General features: G+C 51.6%; 18 protein-coding genes. 9 read left to right on the top strand and 9 right to left on the bottom strand.

Annotated features, from left to right (window positions below):
• From AC50X8_RS02715 to AC50X8_RS02705, 3 genes are all read left to right on the top strand, one after another.
• Positions 1-1,539, top strand: a complete 1,539-nt coding sequence (locus AC50X8_RS02715) for a DEAD/DEAH box helicase (RefSeq protein ID WP_494878467.1) — start codon at positions 1-3, stop codon at positions 1,537-1,539.
• Positions 1,540-1,804: 265 nt separating this feature from the next.
• Positions 1,805-2,557, top strand: a complete 753-nt coding sequence (locus tag AC50X8_RS02710) for an ABC transporter ATP-binding protein (protein WP_056030364.1) — start codon at positions 1,805-1,807, stop codon at positions 2,555-2,557.
• Positions 2,554-3,843 carry an ABC transporter permease gene (locus AC50X8_RS02705; RefSeq protein ID WP_494857896.1) on the top strand — a complete coding sequence of 430 codons (1,290 nt, stop codon included), beginning with the start codon at positions 2,554-2,556 and terminating at the stop codon, positions 3,841-3,843. The genes AC50X8_RS02710 and AC50X8_RS02705 overlap by 4 nt, the downstream gene beginning before the upstream one ends.
• 157 nt (positions 3,844-4,000) lie before the next feature.
• Here the strand turns inward: AC50X8_RS02705 and AC50X8_RS02700 are convergent, their stop codons facing one another.
• From AC50X8_RS02700 to AC50X8_RS02690, 3 genes are all read right to left on the bottom strand, one after another.
• Positions 4,001-4,936: an AEC family transporter gene (locus tag AC50X8_RS02700; RefSeq protein WP_056030358.1), complete on the bottom strand. Its 936-nt coding sequence runs from the start codon at positions 4,934-4,936 to the stop codon at positions 4,001-4,003.
• A 119-nt stretch (positions 4,937-5,055) separates the two neighbouring features.
• Positions 5,056-6,996: an ABC transporter permease gene (locus AC50X8_RS02695; RefSeq protein WP_494878465.1), complete on the bottom strand. Its 1,941-nt coding sequence runs from the start codon at positions 6,994-6,996 to the stop codon at positions 5,056-5,058.
• A complete protein-coding gene (locus AC50X8_RS02690; protein ID WP_056032841.1) occupies positions 6,971-7,741 on the bottom strand; it encodes an ABC transporter ATP-binding protein in 771 nt (256 codons plus the stop codon). Before AC50X8_RS02690 ends, AC50X8_RS02695 begins: the two co-directional genes overlap by 26 nt.
• 220 nt (positions 7,742-7,961) lie before the next feature.
• On the opposite strand from AC50X8_RS02690, the gene AC50X8_RS02685 reads away from it, so the two are divergent.
• On the top strand, positions 7,962-8,249 hold the full coding sequence (locus tag AC50X8_RS02685; RefSeq protein ID WP_063892510.1) for a DUF1330 domain-containing protein: 288 nt from the start codon (positions 7,962-7,964) through the stop codon (positions 8,247-8,249).
• A gap of 49 nt (positions 8,250-8,298) precedes the next feature.
• Here AC50X8_RS02685 and AC50X8_RS02680 read toward each other — a convergent pair whose 3' ends face one another.
• The 3 genes from AC50X8_RS02680 to AC50X8_RS02670 all read right to left on the bottom strand — a co-directional run bounded on the left by AC50X8_RS02680 (position 8,299) and on the right by AC50X8_RS02670 (position 11,457).
• On the bottom strand, positions 8,299-9,306 hold the full coding sequence (locus AC50X8_RS02680) for a sensor histidine kinase (RefSeq protein WP_494878463.1): 1,008 nt from the start codon (positions 9,304-9,306) through the stop codon (positions 8,299-8,301).
• The gene (locus tag AC50X8_RS02675; RefSeq protein ID WP_155972788.1) at positions 9,303-10,022 is read right to left on the bottom strand and encodes a response regulator transcription factor; all 720 of its coding nucleotides are present in this window, start codon (positions 10,020-10,022) and stop codon (positions 9,303-9,305) included. Before AC50X8_RS02675 ends, AC50X8_RS02680 begins: the two co-directional genes overlap by 4 nt.
• Positions 10,023-10,161: 139 nt before the next feature.
• On the bottom strand, positions 10,162-11,457 hold the full coding sequence (locus tag AC50X8_RS02670) for an aminotransferase class I/II-fold pyridoxal phosphate-dependent enzyme (protein ID WP_056032837.1): 1,296 nt from the start codon (positions 11,455-11,457) through the stop codon (positions 10,162-10,164).
• A gap of 199 nt (positions 11,458-11,656) precedes the next feature.
• Here AC50X8_RS02670 and AC50X8_RS02665 point away from each other — a divergent pair, with 199 nt between their 5' ends.
• Positions 11,657-12,451 carry a helix-turn-helix domain-containing protein gene (locus AC50X8_RS02665; RefSeq protein ID WP_056030343.1) on the top strand — a complete coding sequence of 265 codons (795 nt, stop codon included), beginning with the start codon at positions 11,657-11,659 and terminating at the stop codon, positions 12,449-12,451.
• Between the two features lie 119 nt (positions 12,452-12,570).
• Here AC50X8_RS02665 and AC50X8_RS02660 read toward each other — a convergent pair whose 3' ends face one another.
• The gene (locus tag AC50X8_RS02660) at positions 12,571-13,212 is read right to left on the bottom strand and encodes a pyridoxamine 5'-phosphate oxidase family protein (RefSeq protein WP_056030340.1); all 642 of its coding nucleotides are present in this window, start codon (positions 13,210-13,212) and stop codon (positions 12,571-12,573) included.
• A 199-nt stretch (positions 13,213-13,411) separates the two neighbouring features.
• On the opposite strand from AC50X8_RS02660, the gene pdxR reads away from it, so the two are divergent.
• The gene (gene pdxR, locus AC50X8_RS02655) at positions 13,412-14,896 is read left to right on the top strand and encodes a MocR-like pyridoxine biosynthesis transcription factor PdxR (protein WP_056030337.1); all 1,485 of its coding nucleotides are present in this window, start codon (positions 13,412-13,414) and stop codon (positions 14,894-14,896) included.
• On the top strand, positions 14,856-15,020 hold the full coding sequence (locus tag AC50X8_RS02650; RefSeq protein ID WP_494878460.1) for a hypothetical protein: 165 nt from the start codon (positions 14,856-14,858) through the stop codon (positions 15,018-15,020). The genes pdxR and AC50X8_RS02650 overlap by 41 nt, the downstream gene beginning before the upstream one ends.
• Before the next feature lie 45 nt (positions 15,021-15,065).
• Here AC50X8_RS02650 and asd read toward each other — a convergent pair whose 3' ends face one another.
• Both asd and AC50X8_RS02640 read right to left on the bottom strand, forming a co-directional pair.
• The gene (gene asd, locus AC50X8_RS02645) at positions 15,066-15,854 is read right to left on the bottom strand and encodes an archaetidylserine decarboxylase (RefSeq protein WP_056030334.1); all 789 of its coding nucleotides are present in this window, start codon (positions 15,852-15,854) and stop codon (positions 15,066-15,068) included.
• A 988-nt stretch (positions 15,855-16,842) separates the two neighbouring features.
• The gene (locus tag AC50X8_RS02640) at positions 16,843-17,604 is read right to left on the bottom strand and encodes a TspO-related membrane protein (protein WP_056030329.1); all 762 of its coding nucleotides are present in this window, start codon (positions 17,602-17,604) and stop codon (positions 16,843-16,845) included.
• A 143-nt stretch (positions 17,605-17,747) separates the two neighbouring features.
• Between AC50X8_RS02640 and AC50X8_RS02635 the strand changes: the two genes are divergently transcribed.
• Both AC50X8_RS02635 and AC50X8_RS02630 read left to right on the top strand, forming a co-directional pair.
• A complete protein-coding gene (locus AC50X8_RS02635; RefSeq protein ID WP_056030326.1) occupies positions 17,748-18,044 on the top strand; it encodes a hypothetical protein in 297 nt (98 codons plus the stop codon).
• A gap of 88 nt (positions 18,045-18,132) precedes the next feature.
• Positions 18,133-19,302, top strand: a complete 1,170-nt coding sequence (locus AC50X8_RS02630) for a glycosyltransferase family 4 protein (protein ID WP_494878457.1) — start codon at positions 18,133-18,135, stop codon at positions 19,300-19,302.
• The last annotated feature ends 34 nt before the right edge of the window (positions 19,303-19,336 follow it).

Below are 19,336 nucleotides of genomic sequence, written 5' to 3'. Positions count from 1 at the left end.
ATGAGTAAGCAAAATTGGTTGGATTTAGGTTTAAATGAACAGCTGGCGGAAGCGCTAGTTGAAGAAGGTATCCAGGAGCCTACTGCGGTGCAAGCAGAGGCCATTCCCGTACTGCTCGGAGGGCAGGACGTTTCTGCGCGTTCGCAGACAGGAACAGGCAAGACGCTGGCGTATTTGCTGCCTTTGCTCCAGAAGCTGAATGCCTCGTCGAAAGAAATTCAAGGCGTCGTTATTGCTCCTACGCAGGAGCTGGCTATGCAGATCGTGCGAGTAGCTGAATTTTATGCGAAGCCGCTGGGCCTCCGTGTACAGCAGCTAATTGGCGGCGCGGCGCTCAAGCGTCAAGTAGAGAAGCTCAAGCTGCATCCGCAAATTGTCATCGGTACGCCAGGACGTATTCATGAGCTGCTTAAGCTGCGCAAAATCAAGCTGCATGCGGTCAATCAGGTCGTAATTGATGAAGTGGACCAAGTTTTCCAGCTGAGCTCGACGCGTGAAGTGGAGACGATACTTTTTGCAATGGGACAAAATCGTCAGATCGCTTTTTTCTCGGCGACTTATCCCGAGCAGATGGCCCGCTTTGAAGGCCGCTGGATGAATGAGCCGTACCGCATTCAGGTTGCGCCTGAGCATCGCGTATCCGAGACGATTACGAATTATTATTTCGTATGCGACAAACGGGACAAGCCGGATATCGCCCGTCGCATCATTCGGATGCTCAAGCCCAAATCGGCATTGCTGTTTCTGAATGAGACGGATACGATTTCAAACTGGGAAGCGAAGCTCAGCTATGAGGGGTTTACGGTAGAGGCGCTTTACGGCGATGCTGACAAGCAGCGTCGTGCTGCTACGCTTGCGCGCTTCCGCGAAGGCGCATGCCAGCTATTGCTTGCGACCGACGTTGCCGCGAGGGGACTCGATATCGAAGGCTTACCGCTCGTTATCAACCTAGAGCCTGCGCTTGATGCCGATCATTATGTGCACCGGGCGGGCCGGACGGGCCGTATGGGCCGCACGGGAACGGTTATTTCCATTGTTACGCCGCAGGAGCATTTTATTATGGACAAGTTCCGCAAGCAGCTCGGCATCGATCTTCCAGAGAAGGCGATGTTAAGAGGCAATCTGGTTACACCTGAGGAAGCGCGGAACGATAAAGCCTCATTCAAACGCTCGGATTATACGGGAGCACCGAAGAGCCGTCAGGCATCGGGCAGCGACTTCGCGCAAGGAGAGGCCGCGAGAGGCGAGAGGCCGCGTGGCGAGTTCAGACAAGGAGCCGGCGGGAAAGCACCGCAAGGCGAGAGACGCCTAGGCGATGTTCAGCCAGGCAGCCGCAGAACGGATGCAGCAGGCTCTGCAGCGCAGGCAAGAACAGCGGGAAGCGGCGCTGCCGCAGCTAACGAGCCGCAGAAAGCGGCTGTTCAGGCAAAACCGAAGGCGAAGGTGCTGTCCAAGCAGGAGCGCCAGAAGAAGAGCAAGGATAAAGGTGCGCCGAAATGGCTGAAAGCGAAGCGCGAGTCGGGCGATACGAAGGACTAAGCCTTTAAGCAAAATAAGTTTATAATGCAAGCCCCATTTCCAGCAAAATGGAAGGAAGAGGCAAGCGAGCGCCCAACCATTATTTATGGGCGCTCCGCAAGCCTTTTTAACTTCAGCCATTAGCGGAAATTGGGCTTTTTTTAATTATACGCAAAGATCCGAAACGATTCTGAAACGATACGGATGGGAAATTTTGAATTTTGCCTTGAAATTCGGTATGCTGAATAAGCGATATTAATTTTATAGTTATGAAGGTGAATGGATAATGATAGAGCCCGTATTGGAAGTTGCCGATTTGACAGGAGGATATAGTCCGCGCCGTCCTGTCCTGCATAATGTGTCGTTCCAGCTGCATCCGGGCGAAATGGTCGGCTTAATTGGCCTCAATGGCGCAGGCAAAAGCACGACGATTAAACATATTCTCGGCTTGATGAAGCCGCAGCAGGGTGAGGTTAAGGTTGGCGGCGTCAAGCTGGAGGATGATCCGGACCGCTACCGCTCTGCCTTTGCGTATGTGCCGGAAACGCCGGTGCTGTTCGACGAGCTTACGGTTGAGGAGCATTTGCGCCTGACAGGAATGGCCTACGGCGTTTCTGTTCAGGAATTTGATAAGAAGCGAATGGATTTATTGAACGAGTTCCAAATGAATGCGAAAAAAGGAGCTTTTGCCGCCCATCTGTCCAAAGGGATGAAGCAGAAGGTCATGATTATGAATGCGCTGCTGTCCGAGCCGCCATTATATATTATTGACGAGCCGTTTCTTGGGCTGGACCCGCTCGGCATTCGCTCCTTGCTGGAACGGCTTGTAGAAGTGAAGCAGAATGGCTCGGCTATTTTGATGAGCTCGCATATTTTGGCTACGGTCGAAGCTTATTGCGACAAGTTTATTGTGATGCATCATGGGCGCATCGTTGCCAGCGGAACGCTAGCCGATGTATGCGAAGCGGCGGGCATGGCGATGCGCGGCGGAACGCTGGAGGATGCGTTCTATAAGCTCGTTGCAGGAGACAAGCTATGACGGCGAAATCGCAAGCAGCTAATCCCGAGCAGCGTCAGCTGAAGGAACAGGCGATGCAGCAGTTGTGGAAAAAACGTGCGCGAAGCTTCCGCCAGGAGACGCTGCCGTATTTTCGCTATATGGGACAAAGCGGCTTCCCGCTGTTTCTCTCGTTGTTTGTCATTACCGGAGTGCTTAGCTATTTCAAGCTGATTCGGGACGTGCCTGCTGATTTTCCGACCACGCTGGTTGGCATAGTCGCACTAGTGCCCGTACTTTGCTGGAGCCCCTTCCGCACCTTTCTGCAAGCGGCAGATGTCGTCTTCCATATGCCGCAGGAATCAGCGATGCGCCGTTATTGGGGGCTTTCCTTTAAGCGAAGCATAATCGCTATGGTCGCTTTATGCGCCTTCCTGCTGCTTGCTTATTGGCCTATATACAGGCAGGGCACCGCTCCAGCGGATATGTGGCTGCTGGTATTGGCTGCGGCTGTGCTTCGTTTTGCCAATACAGCTGCTGCATGGCGCGAGCGTCAGCTGGCCTGGAGCGGCATGAGAGTGCTGTTTCGAGTAGCTCGCTGGGGAGCGACAGCGCTTGCTTGGGCGGGGATGCTCACCCGTGCGCCGCTGTATGCAGGAGGCTTTATTATTTTGCTCATCCTGCTATTTGCCCTGCTGTACAAGCTTCCGAGCCGATTCGTTATCCCTTGGGAACGGCTAGTCGAAGAAGAGTCGGCGACGAGAAGAAGGTATTACGTCTTTTTCGGTTTGTTTATTGATGTGCCTACGATGCCATCGCGAACAGCCGGCCGAAAATATCTTTCCTGGATCATGAACTTTATTCCGTATCGCCGCCGCTTTACTTACGATTATTTATATGCGGCTTCCATGCTGCGAATGGAAATGGGAGGCATTTTGCTAAGGCTGCTCGTTCTGTTCGCACTAATTGCCTATTGGATGGCGGAAGCGGTTTGGCTGTCCGGCTGGGGGGCTGCCTGTGCCTATGCGGTATTTATGCTCATTGTCGGGGCCCAGCTTGGCGGACTTCGCCATACGCATCGTTATACGGTATGGCGGCATGTTTATCCGCTTCCTGATGCCCAAAGGCTGGAAAGCCTCATCCGGCTTGACCGCTGGACGATGCTCATCATTGCCGTGCTTATGTGGCTTCCGTCATGCATTATGCTGCTGCGTGCCAACTGCCTGCTGGCTGCTGCAGCAGCGCCGATTGCAGCACTCGTCTATGTGCTTGCGATTCGCCCGCTGAGGCTGCGCCGCGCTTTTGCCGCTGATGCGGAAGAAGATTAGGGCGCTGCAACTGCCAGATGGACCTATGGCATCTGGCTGCCCATTATAGATGACAGCCCCGCTATAGCGGTGACAAAGCAAGCAAAAAACGTCCAAATCCACTGATAAAGGTGGGTTTGGACGTTTTTTACTGGTCATTTTCTGTTCGCTTAAGAGGTCAAGACGGCTGCACAAGGACAATCAGCAAAGGCAGCACGATAAAGGAGGCGAGCGTCGTCCACAAAATACAGCGGGAAACGAGCTTTGGCGATGCCTCGAATTGCTCCGCCATAATGACGGCGTTGACTGCCGTCGGCATAGAGGCGAGTATAAGCAGGACGGCGAACAGCATGCCCTTTACTTGCAGCAGCCAGAGCAGCAGCGCTGCTATGATTGGAGAAAGCAGCAGACGGATCGCGATAGCCGTCCAGAGCGGCTTGCTCATGACCGAATCTGCTGACTTTTTGCTGCTGCGCGCCCCGGCCATCTGTGCCCCTAGCAAAATCAGCACTACAGGCGCATAGGCGCTCGACAGCATTGATAGGCCTTCTGCCACAGCCGCAGGCATAATCATATCGGTGAACCGGATAATGACGGCGAGCACAACGGCGTATAAAGCGGGAAGCTTGCAAACCGATTGGACCGCTTTTTTCACCGAGAAATGGGAGCGGGCAGCGAAATAAACACCGACGGTATTGACAAGAATCATTTGCGAGATGACGTAGACGGATGCTTTGGCTAGTCCCAGCTGACCGAAGGCGAGCAGCACCAGCGGCAGTCCATAGTTGACACAGTTCGTAAATACAGACACAAGCGTGAGGCCGGCTTGATCTGCTGGAGAAAGCCGCAGCAGCCTAGAGGCGAGAACAGCCACGAGCCAGAGAGCGACCAGATTGATGATGCTGAATGCGCTCGTCTGAATAATATCTGCCATTGACAGCTTGGCGCTGATCAGCGTCTCCAAAATAAGAGCCGGGCTGAGCAAATAAAGGGCAATGGTCGATAAGGGCTTCGTCTCCAGTCCCCGCCAGCGCTTCAAGGCAGCTCCTCCAAGCACAGGCAGCGAAATCGGCAGAAACACGCCATATACGATAAGCAAAAATGAATGCAGCATACGAATCAGTCCTTTGCCAAAATCAATATGCCTTATTTTTGCATAAAGCTTCTATTAGCGTCCAAGACCCTTTTCCTATATACTCATAAGCTTTGGCTATATGCGACTTTCCTCCTCGCCTACGTCAGCTTGAGATGCATATGGCGCAAATACCGCCAGCGAATCATGAGGAAATAGGTTAGCTGGAGGAGGAAAAAGCTAATATAGATCAGGAGTGCTGCATTCAGCATCGAAATATCGAGCAGCAGCGCAATATTTATAAAAGCGACGATGCCATGCACAAGGGCAATCGCAAAGGGCAGGAAAAACATAAGGAGCAGCTGCCTTGTAACGAGCCGGTTCAGCTCCTTGCCGCTGAGGCCGATTTTGCTAATCATCTGGTATTGCTTCTCATCCCGCTCCAAATCGGCATACAGCCTAAAGTAGATAAAGCTGACGGCATAGGTGAAAAAGACGCCGCCCACAAGCACGCTAATAATGAGCAAAAGCCCGTTAAGCTGCTTGAATTCATACCATTCAATCACGAGTGACCGTATATAATAATGGCCCTGCGTGTCCTGCGGTATTTCCTTCATAACGCTCTGCGCTGCGCTGATGGTGTCGATCCAATTGGGAATGACATAATAATACGTGACCTGGTTCGTGTCGTCCTTCATGCGGATCATCGCTTGGAAATAGTCATCCGATACGACGTAAACATCATTGTAATTGTTTAATACGAAAGAAGGCAGCCTTTTTACCACAGTAAGCTTCCGCTGCTTTTCGTCCGGCGCAACGTTGCCTAAATCCACAACGGGCTCAAATGCCGTGACGTTCTGAGCACGGGAGACTTTGCCAGAGGCGATAAAGGCTTCACTGGGCGCATGAAGCGTCTCGGCGGAGAAGCCGAGTGTAGTGGCAAGCTGATTGTATTCGGACAGGCTCATGACCGACTGCCAATCTTCCGTGTATTTAATATGCGAAGCGCCTTTCGTATAAGCAAAGCCGCCCTCTGATAGTCTATGCTCCAATAGCGCCAGGTGCTGCTTCGTTTGCCTTTCATTCTGAGCTAGAGATTCACTATCGCCACCGAAGGATTCATAAATAAAGGCGTAGGGATTGTCTTTTTCCGACAGCTTCGGATCACCGATCGCCAGGCAGGTGCCCATGCCGCACAAGGCGACCGCCGTTACCGTTGCGACCATAAAAAACATATTGGCATTGTCTCTCATTCGGTAAGCGAGATCGGAGAGCGTCAGCAAATTGATTTTACGCAGCAATAAGCTTTCCCGTCCGCGCAGCGCACGAATCACATACACGCTGAGCTGTGTAAACAGAAAATAAGTCCCCAATATGACACAGCCAATGGCGGCTGCGAGCAGTGCCAGCGAGAAGGCGCGACCCAGTACAAAATAAAAGACCATTCCGTAGCCTGCAAGCAAAAGAATGGCAGCAAGCAGCGATAGCAGCACGGAAGCTTTTGGCTCCTTCTTCGGCTTCTCATCCGAACGAATCAGCTCAAGCAGCTGAGATTTCCGCCCAAGGCGCGACGCGAGTATGGACAGGAGCAGAAATACGATGAAAAAAGCGCCCGTCGTTATGATCACGCTTTGGATGGGCACGAGGAATTCGAGTCCTTTTTGCAGCACCAGCAGTCGTTCGGTTATGAGCAAAAAAAGCTTGGTGAACAAAATGCCAAAGCCGATTCCAAAAACAGTGGAGAGGAGGCCAATGATCATATTTTCCACAAAAATCAACCTGCGGTACTGCTTGTCGGACATGCCCAGCAGCATCAAAATGCCGAATTCACGTTTACGCGCCTTCAGGAAGGCGCCAGCAGAATACATCAAAAACAGAAATGAAAAAATAACGATTAAATATTGCGAAATTTTCAGCCCCATCGTCCCAAGCATAGAGGCAGTTGGACTGCTGGCGGCGATTTGCCCCTGCAAATCCGGATGATACAGCAGCACCGAATAGATGAAAAAAATCATGACCGCGAACGAGCTGCTCATAAAATGTGCAGCATACGTCCGTTTGCGGCGCAGTACATTATTAAACGCGAACTGTCGGAAATTCATTTTCAGTCCCCCCAAGCAGAGCAAGCATATTAATAATTTTCTGATAAAAAGCCGCGCGGTTGTCTCCGCAATTCACTTCACTGTAAAACTGGCCATCCTTTATAAAAATAACCCGGTGACAGTAGCTCGCCGCCATTGCGTCATGTGTAACGAGCATCATGGTGGCATTGTCCTCGCGGTTGAGCTTGCTCATCAACTCCATCACATCACGCGCTGATTTGGAATCGAGGTTGCCGGTCGGCTCGTCGGCCAGCAGCAGCTTTGGGCTGTGGATAAGTGCTCGGGCAATGGCCGTACGCTGCGCCTGGCCGCCGGATATTTCATAGGTCCGCTTGTCCGCCAGCGCGGCAATGCCGAGCTTTTCCATGATGGAGGCGGCCCGCAGCTTCATTTCCACGATGTTCGTGCCGTCGAGCGTGAGCGGCAGCATAATATTTTCGCTGACCGTTAGCGTATCAAGCAAATTAAACGATTGAAAGACGAAGCCAAGCTCCCGCCGGCGGAAAAAAGCTAGCTTTTCCCTTGACAGTTCGTACGGGTCTTGGCCCGCAATGCGCAGCTCGCCGGAAGTGGGCTTGTCGATGGTCGATACCATGTTCAGCAGCGTCGTTTTGCCGCTGCCCGATGGCCCCATAATGCCGACGAACTCGCCTTGCTGGATCGTTAAATCAATGTTGGTCAACGCTTTATAGGTTACTTTTCCTGGATAAATTTTGTTCAGATTTCGTGCAAATAGCAATTCCAATTCGATCTCCCCTTGCTTGTTTGTCAATAAACCCAGTATACCCCTCATGCGCGCCGGCTCCTATGAGCTTAGCTTTCATTTACCTTACAGCTTTGTAAGATAACGCTGCTTGCTTTTGTATCTCTAGGGGAAGCGAGATCAATTCATCTTTCTAGTTCGTATACTGAACGCATGGAAGGGAAATATGGCCTTTCCTCATCAACGAAAGGAGCTGTTGGATTTGAGTGCATATCTCGTGATTGATATTGATATTTCCAACCCGGCAAATTTCAAGGAATACGAAAATCAGATTTTTGCTGTCATTGCACATTTCGGGGGCCGCCCAATCGTTCAAGATAGCAACGTAACGACGATGGAAGGAGATTGGCAGCCGAAAAGACTCGTCATTTTGGAGTTTCCTAACAAACCGAGCATCGAAGCCTTTTACAACTCAAAAATGTACGAACCGTTGAAAAAAATCAGATGGGCAAACTCTACCGGGAAAGCAATCGTCGTGGAAGGCTTGTAATTACGAAAAACAAGCAGATTGCCATCATAAGGGCAGTCTGCTTGTACGTTTAATGCTCAACGGACTGAACAGCGGCAAAGGGGAAAATAATCCGCATTGTCGTGCCGCTGCCTTCCCCTGTTTTTGATTCAACCTCGATCTCATGATTCATTTTATCAAGCACGGTACGGACGATATAGAGGCCCATGCCCGTCGATTCCTTGAACGCCCGTCCATTTTCCCCAGTGAAAAAGGCGTTGAAAATCCGGCTCAAATCAGAGGCAGGAATGCCGACGCCGCAATCGATCACCTCAAGGATGACCGAGCGCTCGCTTCGGTAACCATTAATCGTTATTTTTGCGCCGCTGCCCGCTGAATAATTGACCGCATTGGCAATCAGCTGCTGCATAATAAAACGCAGCCATTTGCCGTCTGTCTCCACGACTAAGTTTTCCTCGATTTGCATATCCGGGTATACGAAGCTGCGAATAAACAGCCGCCTATTTTCCAAAATCACCTCGTTGGCAAGCTCCCGCAATTGCATTTTCTCCACCTGAAAATCCTGCTCGAACGTTTCCAGCCGGGCGACGTACAGCACCATATCCAGCCCTTTGCGGATGCGATCCGTTTCTTCCCGCATGCTGTCATTGCGCGCATCTGCTTCCTCCGACAGCATGAGCTCCAGCACGGAGAGTGGTGTTTTCATCTGATGCACCCACTGATTCATAAAGGTCAGATGATTTTGCTGCTTGCGCTCGCCTTCAATGATCTGTTTCTGGTAATGGCGATATTGAAGCTGCAGCAGCTCGGCAAGCGACGCAGGGAGGGGGGCGGCCCCCAGCTGCTGGATCGACTCCTCAAGGCCTGCTTGCCTGCTGCTGAGCAGCGTATAAAATCGACGATGAGACAAATAACGGTAAGCTAAAAAAGCAATAAATACGCAAAGTCCAAGCAGCAGTGCATACGAGGCGATGGTCAAGTTTCTATAGCCGTCCAGCCAGAACACGGCGGTCACTACGACGAGCTGTATGAGCATAAATAACACAAGTGCAAGCTGATCCCGTAAAAAAAGCTTCATCGGCGCTCACGCTGCTGCTCGCCATTTGCCCAGCTGTCATTCAGGCGGTAGCCCGTGCCGCGCACCGTTTCGAGTGCTCCTTCAATGCCAAGCTCTGCCAGCTTCTTGCGCACACGCGACATATTGACGCTAAGCGCATTGTCATCGACATACGTATAATCATCCCACAGCTTTTCCAAAATCGTTTCCCGGCTCACGAGCCTTTGGCAGCGCTGGAGCAGCGTCTCCACGAGCACGGTTTCTTTTTTAGTCAAAGCTACAAATTGTCCTTGCAGATGCAGCTCCATTCGCTCGGGATATAATATCAGTCCGGCATGCTCAACTATTCGCTCACCAGCAGCTTGGGCATAGTCGCCGTATACGCGCCTTAGCTGGCTGCGGATTTTCGCCATTACGACTTCATAATGGAAGGGCTTGGTCAAATAATCATCGCCGCCATTTTCGATGGCGCGTACCGTATCCATTTCGCCGCTGCGGGCGGAAATGAAAATAATCGGGCAGGTCGAAACGGTCCGAATTTGCCGGCACCAATAAAAGCCGTCAAAGCTCGGCAGATTAATATCCATCAGTACAATATGCGGCTTTACTTGTTCAAACTGCTCCATGACGCGGGCAAAATCCGTCGTCACAACTGCCGCGTTGCCATATTTCTCAATATGCGCCCGCAGCAGCTCAGCGATCTTCGCATCATCCTCGACTATCATGATCGTATATATCGTTATTCAGCTCCTCTTACAAAGCGTAGTTTCCATTTCTGCTGCCCTCATTTTATCATATAACAAAATAAACCCCTTGGCCGTAACCGTATTATACACGGCTACTTTCCAAGGGGAAAGGAATAAAATGCTGAAATAATTAAGCCAGCAGCTCGGTCACTGCTTTATAAATCGTATCGTAAAGCGACTCCAGGTCGGCTTCCTCGATGCAGGAGAAAGCGACGCGAAGATCGGTCTCGCCAAGGGCAATCGTACCGATGCCATATTCTTCAAGCAGGCGCACACGAACAGCCTCGGCCGATACGCCGCTGAGCTTGAGGCACATGAAATAGCCGGAGTTGAACGGATAATACGCTAGGGTATCCCCATAACGGCCGCTATCGAGCAGCGCTTTGACACGATTGGCGCGGCCCTTCATAATGTCGTATTTCTCCGCTTTCTGAGCGTCAAAATCAGGCGATTGCAGAGCTTTCAGCACAAACGTCTGCGAAGGGTGCGGGCCGCTGGAAATCGTCGCCCGAATAATGCCAAGCGTCTTCTGCTCAAGCGCATTCAGCACTTTGTCGGAAGAAGCAGCATACGTAATGAAACCGACGCGGAAGCCCCAGACATAATCCTCTTTCGTCGCACCGTCGATTTTGACAGCTAGGACGCGAGGGTGCAGGTCGGCAAATTTGCCGAACAGCGACTCGTGAACCGAATCCTCGAAAAATAAGCCGAAGTAAGCATCGTCGGTAACGACGACGACATTAATGCCTGCATCCGCCGCTTCCTTGACAGCGGCTACAATCTCTTCGCTTTCTTGCAGGCCTGGCGTGTAGCCAGTCGGGTTGTTCGGGAAGTTAAGCAGGACGATGGCTTTGCCTTTGTCCTTCTGAGCGAGCAGCGCTTCGCGCAGGCCGTCACTGTTAAACGTATTGCTATCGTTAAGTAAAGGGTATTCCACGATTTCTGCGCCCCGGCGGATGCCAAAGGTCAGCTCGTAGTTTTCCCAGTTTTTATTTGGAATAATAACGGTATCGCCCGCTTCTGCGAACAGATCGGCGACAATGCTGAGCCCATGCGTTAAAGCGTTCGTGACGATAGGATTGCTGAGACGTTTGCCTTCAAGTGAAGGGTTTTCTTTGAGCATTTTCTCAAGCCAAGCTGTGCGCAGCTCGGGTTTGCCCGCAGGGGGTGCATATTCATATAGATCCTTAGGATTATAAGCAGTGAGTGTATCCTGAATGACCTTAAGATGCATCGGCTGTCCGCCTTCGATCGCAATGCCGATTGTGGCATTAAACGTCTTGGCCTTCGCCTTCGCTTCTGCGGATTGGCTAAGTATGCCTTCCTTCGGGAAATAAATGGCTTTTCCTAAAGCTGACAACATGGCATGGACGTTCGGGCTTTCTGCTGCCAAAGTCTCATTCAACTGCTGAGCAAGTGGGTTCATGAACTTCATTCCATCCTTCCGAAAAATCAATTCATTTTCTGATCATACTTATCGGGAGCTATTATATCATTTTTTAACGTGTCGGAACCATTTCAATTTCAAATTTTTTTGGAAAATGTGACGACTGCCAGCTGGGGTTGCGCGAAAGTTTCGCGCTGGTGTATGATGACGGCATAAGCTTACGTTTCAGGAGGGTTTTATGCTGCATTTAACACCCGATGCCTATTTACTGCTGCCGCCTTTCGCTAAGATCGTTTGCGAGCCGAATTGGAAATGGCAGCGCCGTGAAAAGCCGATGGCTAATTTTGATTTATTTTATGTGTGGAGCGGTGAAGGGGAAGTCGAAGTGGGCGGCATTCATTACCCAGTGGGTAAAGGAAGCTGTTTCCTGTTCCGTCCAGGCGACTATACGAGCGCAACCCATAATCCGCAGAAGCCTCTAGTCCTTACTTATATACACTTTGATACGGCGGAAGAGCCGGAGCTGGTGCCGGAACGGTACCGCCAGCTGATTGATACGGTAGATTTTGAATACATGCTGTCGCGTTACGTGCGGCTGTTTTTGGTCAAAACCTACGCGGCGGAAATTGAAGCGCGCCTAGTGCTGAAGCAGCTGATGATTCATCTGCTGCGGGAGGACCGTGCGACAAAACAATCGCCAGTGGAGAAAAAAGTGAGCAATCAGCTGACCGAGGCCATTCATGAGGTCGCCAACTATGTCCGGCAAAATCCCGGCATTGCCCACCGGGTCGAGGATCTCGCGATGCGCGCCCAGCTGTCGCCGCGCTATTTTTCGATGAAGTTCAAGGAACTGATCGGCATGTCGGTCCAGACGTTTATGATCAGCACCCGGATCGACCGCGCCCAGCACCTGCTGATGCACGTGGGCATGAATGTGACGGAGGTGGCGGACGCGCTCGGCTACCGTGATATTTTTTTCTTCAGCCGCCAATTCAAGCAATACACCGGACGGAGTCCGTCGGAAATTCGTTAAGTTCATAAAAAAAAGCCGGTGCGGCCTTTATTCCCGACAACAAAGGGGGGAGAGGCGCTCGGCTTTTTTTGATAAATGAGAATGTATAAATGTCACAGATGCAAATGGATTGAGTATAGTTAGTCGCCCGGATGAGCGTTTTCGTTATGGTGCGGGCAGTATCGGCGCATAAGGTCGACCGTCTCTGCATCGAGCTCCCGTCCGCGTGCAAGCAGGCCGTTTGTAATGGCTTCACGATTGTTCTCATCGGCATTTTGGCCGAATTTGAACTTCGCGTTGATTTGCTGCGGCTCAATTTTTACGACGGCAACTCCCTTGAGCCTGCCCCTGTAAGCAGGATCATCCCCGGCAATCGGCAAATGCCCGCCTTCTGGCTGGAGCTTGGACATCAGCGCTTGCAGCGCCTCGCCCTTCTCCATCAAATCCTCGACGACCGACGCGGTGCCCTCAATAATGACCGATTTGAAAAAGGCGGAGGCCGGACAGGCCATCAGCGGATCGGTAAAATGGGAAGGAATAATCGCATATTCCTTAGCCACACAGAAGGTGACTCGTGGATCTGCCCCGAGCAGCTTCATTTTATCTCCTGCACGGCTGCCGTGAAAATAAATGTTTCCGTTCAAATAAATGTAATTCAGCGGAGTAATGGAAGGGGCGCCATCCGCTCTAGCTGTTCCTAGAAAGCCGTAGCTCATTTCCTCCAAAAAGGCGGTAATCTCTTGTTCATCTTCACTTCCAATTGCAAATTCTTTTCTGCGCATAGCGGACTGCTCCTTTCGTAACAATAGCGATAACTTGAGTAAGGGATGTGCCAAGCGTTCAGCTCGTTAATTGCAAGTGTAAACGGAATATTGACATATAAAAAGATCCACTTTACAGTAATTTTATTGAACCACTTTTGCTTGAGCGGGGGAATAGGCGGAATTAGTAGGCAACAGGATGGTCATAGGAGGTTGAATGATGGATGATCGCTGCCGTGCGGCTTATGAGCGGTATTATGAGGAGATGGGGCGCAAGGCGGATGCGCTGTTTCTGGCACTACGTGAAGCTATTGTCGCGGGGGTGCTGGAGGATGGGGAGCAGCTCGCCTCCAGCAGAAGGCTGGCCGAAAGCTATGGCATGTCGCGCGGTTCGGTGAATGCAGCGTACGATATGCTGTATGCAGAAGGTTTTGTTCGGCCGGGAAGGGGGAGCGGCACCTATGTTTCCTATAGCAAGCCGCCAGCTTCCAAAGCTGGGGTTGAGCTGGAAGGCAAGGCGAGTACACTTGCATTATCCGCTTGGGCGCAGCGGCTGCCGCAGATTAAAGGGTATACGAAGCGGCCTGTACACGAGGAGAATTGCATTGCGTTTGATGTAGGCTACGCGGATGCTGAGCTGTTTCCACAGGATGAATGGAAGACGGCCATGTTCGCGGAGGTTAGAGGAGTGCTGGAGCGCCAGTATGAGGATTACGGAGTGATAGAAGGACATTTGCCGCTGCGCGAAGCGATTGCCAGCGAGCTGCGCCGTGAGCGAAGCATGATCACGAGCGTAGAGCATTTATTTATTACGAGCGGCTCTATGTATGGCATTGCCCTGCTCGCCCAGCTATTGATCAACCCTGGTGATCAAGTCGTGGTGGAAAACCCGTGCTATCCCGGCATTAGACGGGCAATTGCTGCTGCGGGCGGCGTCATTATAGATGCGGATGTCGACGATTATGGCATTATTCCGCAGGACTGGGATGCAAAGCTGCTGTTCGTGACCCCGACGCGCCAGTATCCAACCGGAGCACAGCTTGCGCCTGAACGCAAGCTAGAGCTGCTGCAATGGGCTTCCCGGCAAGGTGCTGTCATCATTGAGGACGATTACGACAGCGAATTCCGCTGGGGCGGACGCCCGGCGGAGCCGCTCAAGACGCTCGACCACGAGGGGCGGGTCGTGTATGTCGGCACTTTCTCCAAGACGATGTACGCCGACCTGAGGCTTGGCTATGTCATTACGCCGGATGCGCTGCGGGAACCGCTGCGGCAGGCAAAGTTTTTGCTTGAGCCAAGCCCAAGCTCAATCGCGGAGCAGCGGGCGCTCGCCGTATTTATGGCGAGCGGGCAGTATGTTCGGCATTTGCGGCGGATGAGGCGCAGCTGCGGACGGCGCCTCAAGCTCTTTAAGGAACAAGCCGCGGAGCAGCTCGCGGGCTTGTTCCGGTTTACGCCGTCGGATGCAGGCTTGCATCAGTACGGCGTGTGGCTTGGGGCAGCCGCGGATTATGAGCGGCTGATTGAGCGCTGCCAGCGGGAAGGCGTCAGCTGGAACCGCGGCGAGCGGCTGTGGCGGCAGCCGGAGGAGCAGCGCGCTCCGGCAGCGCTGTTCGGCTTCGCGCATTTGGCCGAAGCCGATATTAAGGAGGGCATGCGGCGAATTGCGGCATGCTGGGAGGAGGTTCAGCAGCAGCGCGGCTGAAGATGGCAACAGCAGCTTTGCTGCAACTACTGCAACTACTGCAACTACTGCAACTGCTGCTGAAGCAGACAAAAGCTCGCTGCCTGGCGGAGATTTCTCCGCACGGGCAGCGAGCTTTTTTTAATTAGACTTTTAAGTTGTAATTACGCTCGAATGGCGAGCGAGTGGGTTAACGCGGCAGCAAGCGGCCAAGCGCCTCGCCCATTTTCACCTTCTGGCCGAGCTTTAAGTTAGGCAGCGGGGTGAAGGTTTTATTTTCAGTCAGCAGCACGACTGTAGATCCGAACTCAAAATAAGCAAGATCGCCACCCTTTACCGTATGCGGCGGCAGCGGGTCAACGTAGCGGATGCTGCTGACGTTCATGGCGCCGACTTTCACGACAGCCGTTTCACCGCCGCCATGTTTAATATACGTAATGAGCCGTTCATTGCGGCTGAGCACCCGGCGCATTTTGGTTAAGCCGAACTCGTTGACCGGATACACCTTGCCGGGAATATGCTCGCTCTCCACGATTGTGCCGTCCACAGGAGCATGAATCCGGTGGTAATCGGTCGGGCTCAAATACAGGACAAAATAATGGCCGTTAAGGTAGTTTTCCGCTCTTGGCGAACGGTTCAGCAGCTCTTCAATCGTGTAGTCCTGCCCTTTTACATTGACAATTGTTCCGTTTTCTATTGGGCCAATGCCTGTAATAAGAGCGTCAACCGGACTTACAAGGCTGTCCGCACTCATGTCTATTTGTCGCATGCCTGGTTTTAATCGACGGGTAAAAAATTCATTTAGCGTAGCGTATTCATTTAGCGGTTTCTCGGCTTCTGCCACCTTAATTCCATACATGGAAGCAAAGCGCGGAATAAAACGGCGGCTCGCTCTGGATTGCGCAAAACGCCCAGTCAACCTCGAAATCGACTTGCGTGAGCTTAATTCCGTCATGGCACGAAGTAATCCATCTAGCATGCTCGTACCGTCACGTCCTTTCTTGCTTCGAATAGTGGTGCTTGTCCCAAACAGTGTGCCACAACCCGCATCACAAAGCAATAGGTTCGATTCGCGACCTTTACAGGTTGGGAAACAGGAGGGGGCGATTCATAGCATAAGGAACCGCAGCATGCGAGTTTTGCTGAGAAACTGCTATTGTTGAAACCGCTGTTGCTGAGCCCACACGGTTCGAGATGTTCCCTCCTTTTTTGGAGGACACAGCTTCCGCTATTCTGGCATTTTCTACAATTTCAGGCCGTACGCGGACAGGAGGTCCGTTATCGCTCTAATCTTCCCTTCAAAATGGCCATTTGCAGCGCATTAACGGATTTTGAGTCCGCAGCCTGTACTAAACCCGTGATTCTGTTGAAATAGCTGCTGCTGTGTCCGCCAAACCTATCTTGGTAATGGAGGAAAATCTCTGATAAGAAGAGCATGAATCTGGCTCACTTACGTAGCGAGGGAAAGACTAATACAAGGGAATTACAATAAGAATGATATCTTGTTTCTAAACCATGAATTATTTGAATCCAACTATATGAAAAAAATATGGTGTTACGTATGAACAGGGACATGCAGAAGCTCAAAAACATTATAATGGGTTAGAAAGCATAATATAAAAATAAGGGTGGTATTTTAATGGGGAACCTGAAGAACTAGGCGATGGAGTTTTCCCAGATACAACGTCATATGCTTCTTGAGGTAACAGGCTAAGAGTTGCCTGATGATAGTTTAATCTATCTCTGGATAACGTTTTTTCGTTACCTTGAAAAGGTTGATTATGGTCAGATAGCACACCATGATTGACCTGTTTTTAGCTTTGTTTTTTTAAAACAATACTCTTAAGAATCACTACGATTATTATTTTTCTGTCACCCTTCATAGGGAGAGTGACAGAAAAACGTACCCGACTCCGTTATCATAGTTAGGGCGAACTATTTTCTCTCCCCCTCCCTTCATTCCCCCACTACTCATGCAGCCTACGCAGCTTCAACAACAGCAATAAAACAATAAACAACGCGAGCACAATCGTGACAGCGAGCGTGCTGAATACGATGGCATCATGCTCCTGCTGCTTGACGATAATGGCGATGAACGCCCAGATGAAGACAGCGACGAAAGCGGCATCGCGGTAGCTCCAGCCGATGATTAAGGCGAGCATAGCAGCGACCGCCAGCAAAATAATCGTCCATCCCGTCTCGGACAGCCCAAAGCCCTGCCAGCCTGACTTGTACAGCGCGGAGGTAATGTTGACGATGGTCGCGACGCTAATCCAGCCGAGATACAAACTAAAGGGCAGCTCTACGAAAAAGCGTTCGCCAGTCGTTGCCGTCTGCCAGCCGGGCGTCCTGGCGCGCGTGTAGATGGCGATCAGCGTGATCAACAGCGCGAGCATAATAAATACGCTGGCGTACACCTTCTCGTATTGCCAAGCAAAAATCCAAGCCGCATTAAACAGGCAGCTAACAAAAAACAGGATGCCGATCTGGGAAGGCAGCCTGCTTGCTCTGCCTGACGGCAGAAAGGAATAAATGACAAATCCGGCAAGCAGCAAATAAATCAGGCTCCATATGGAGAAGGCATAGCCAGCGGGCATGAACTGAATCGGATATTGCGCCGCAAGCTGGGCAGTCGTTTTGCCTCCAAGCGGCAGGGTGACGGCGAGTGCATTGACGACAATGACGATTAGCAGTCCAAAAGCGTTCAGCCAGCGATAGGCAGCATTCATCTTATTTTTCTCCTCTCCTCGTGCATCTATATTGTCTTATTCACCATGCCTTGCTTTTATTTCACGCCTTCCCGTTTATTTCTTGCACAAAAAGCCCAAGCTTCATGTAAGAAAACCCAAACTGAGAAGGGGTATTTGCTTAAATGACCATCACCATCTTGATCACACTTATACTTGCGGCCTGCTGTCTGGCAGCTGGATGGATCGGCTGCCGCAGCCGGAAGGCGCTGCTTGTTATGGATGCGCTGGCAGCCATTTTGCTTTTTGCAACGTTTGTTTCCATCGCTTCAGCTATAGCGAGAACGATGCTTCGCGACACGGTGTTTATGACGGAAATTCATGCGGTGCTGCTTAATCCTGTATTTATTATAGGAGGGGCTTATTTAGCTATCTATACACCTGCACGAATGGCCATAAATGTGCTCCGGCCGTCCAGCTAGCGGCAAGCTAGTGGCAATTTGCGGAAATGGCGCGTATGCTATCGCAAACTTATTGCCATTTTAATGCGCTAGGAGGCAGTTGAACGAAATGACGCTTGCCAGAGTGGCGTTTGTTACGCCAGGGTCATTTCCGATCCCATCCACAAAAAGCAGCTCGGTCGAACGGGTAGTCGAAAAATTCGTTCCACTTCTGAAAAATCGGATTCATCCCCGCATTTATGGGCGGACGACAAAAGGCCTTAAACGCAACGGGCTAGTCCATGGCGTCGCCTGCGTCAGATTCCCAGCGGTAAACAAAGCCAGCTATATCGCCGCTGTTGGCCGTTCCTTAGTTGCTTACAAACCGCATGTTATTCAGGTGGAGAACCGTCCGCACAACGTGCTTGCCCTGAAGCAGAAGCTGCCGTCCGCCCGAATTTGGCTGAGCTTGCATTCCTCTACTTTTCTAAGTCCCGGTCATATAACGCCATCCAGTCTGCACCGAAGCCTGCAAGCGGCTGATCGCATTATTGTAAACAGCGAGTTTTTGCGGCGCGTTGTTGCGACGAGGGCGCCTGAAGCGGCAGCGAAAATACGGGTCGTCTATCCCGGCGTGGAAACGGGGCTTTTTCCATCGCGATTTACCGAAGAAGGGCGAGAGAAGCGGAAGCGGGAGCGGCAGGCGAAAAAGCTGGAGGGCCGCGAGGTCGTTATTTTTCTCGGCAGGCTCATACCGCTCAAGGGCGCTCACCATCTTCTGCATATTATGCCTGAGCTGGTAAAAAAACATCCGAATATGCTGGCTGTTATCGTCGGCAGCCCCTTCTACGGCTCGCATCGCTCCACCGCTTATTCCCGCAAGCTCCAGCAGCTCGGCCGTGCTTATCCGAATCATGTGCGCTTCGTTCCTTATGTGCCGTATACCGAAGTGCCAGGCTGGTTTTTGGCCGCAGATATGGCGATCGTCCCTTCGGGACAGCGTGAAGCATTCGGTCTCGTGAACGTCGAAGCAATGGCAACGGGTCTTCCGGTAGTGGCTACACGGGCGGGCGGCATGAAGGAGATTGTACGGGATGGCGTCACCGGTTATTTGATTTCACAGCAAAATCTGGAGAAGGAGCTGAGAGCCAAGCTGCTTGCTCTACTCGCTAGCTCCGAGCTTAGGGCGAGCATGGGAAAGAAGAGCCGCGAGCGGGTGGAGCAAAGCTTCACTTGGCAGCATACGGGACGCAGCTGGATGAATGTGCTGAATGAACGGAAATTGCCCGACTTGGATTGACAACCAGTATATGGGAGCGGTATAGTCTAACAAG

Source organism: Paenibacillus sp. JT22N15, from assembly GCF_059383755.1.
This window is presented reverse-complemented; position numbering and strand designations above follow the sequence as displayed.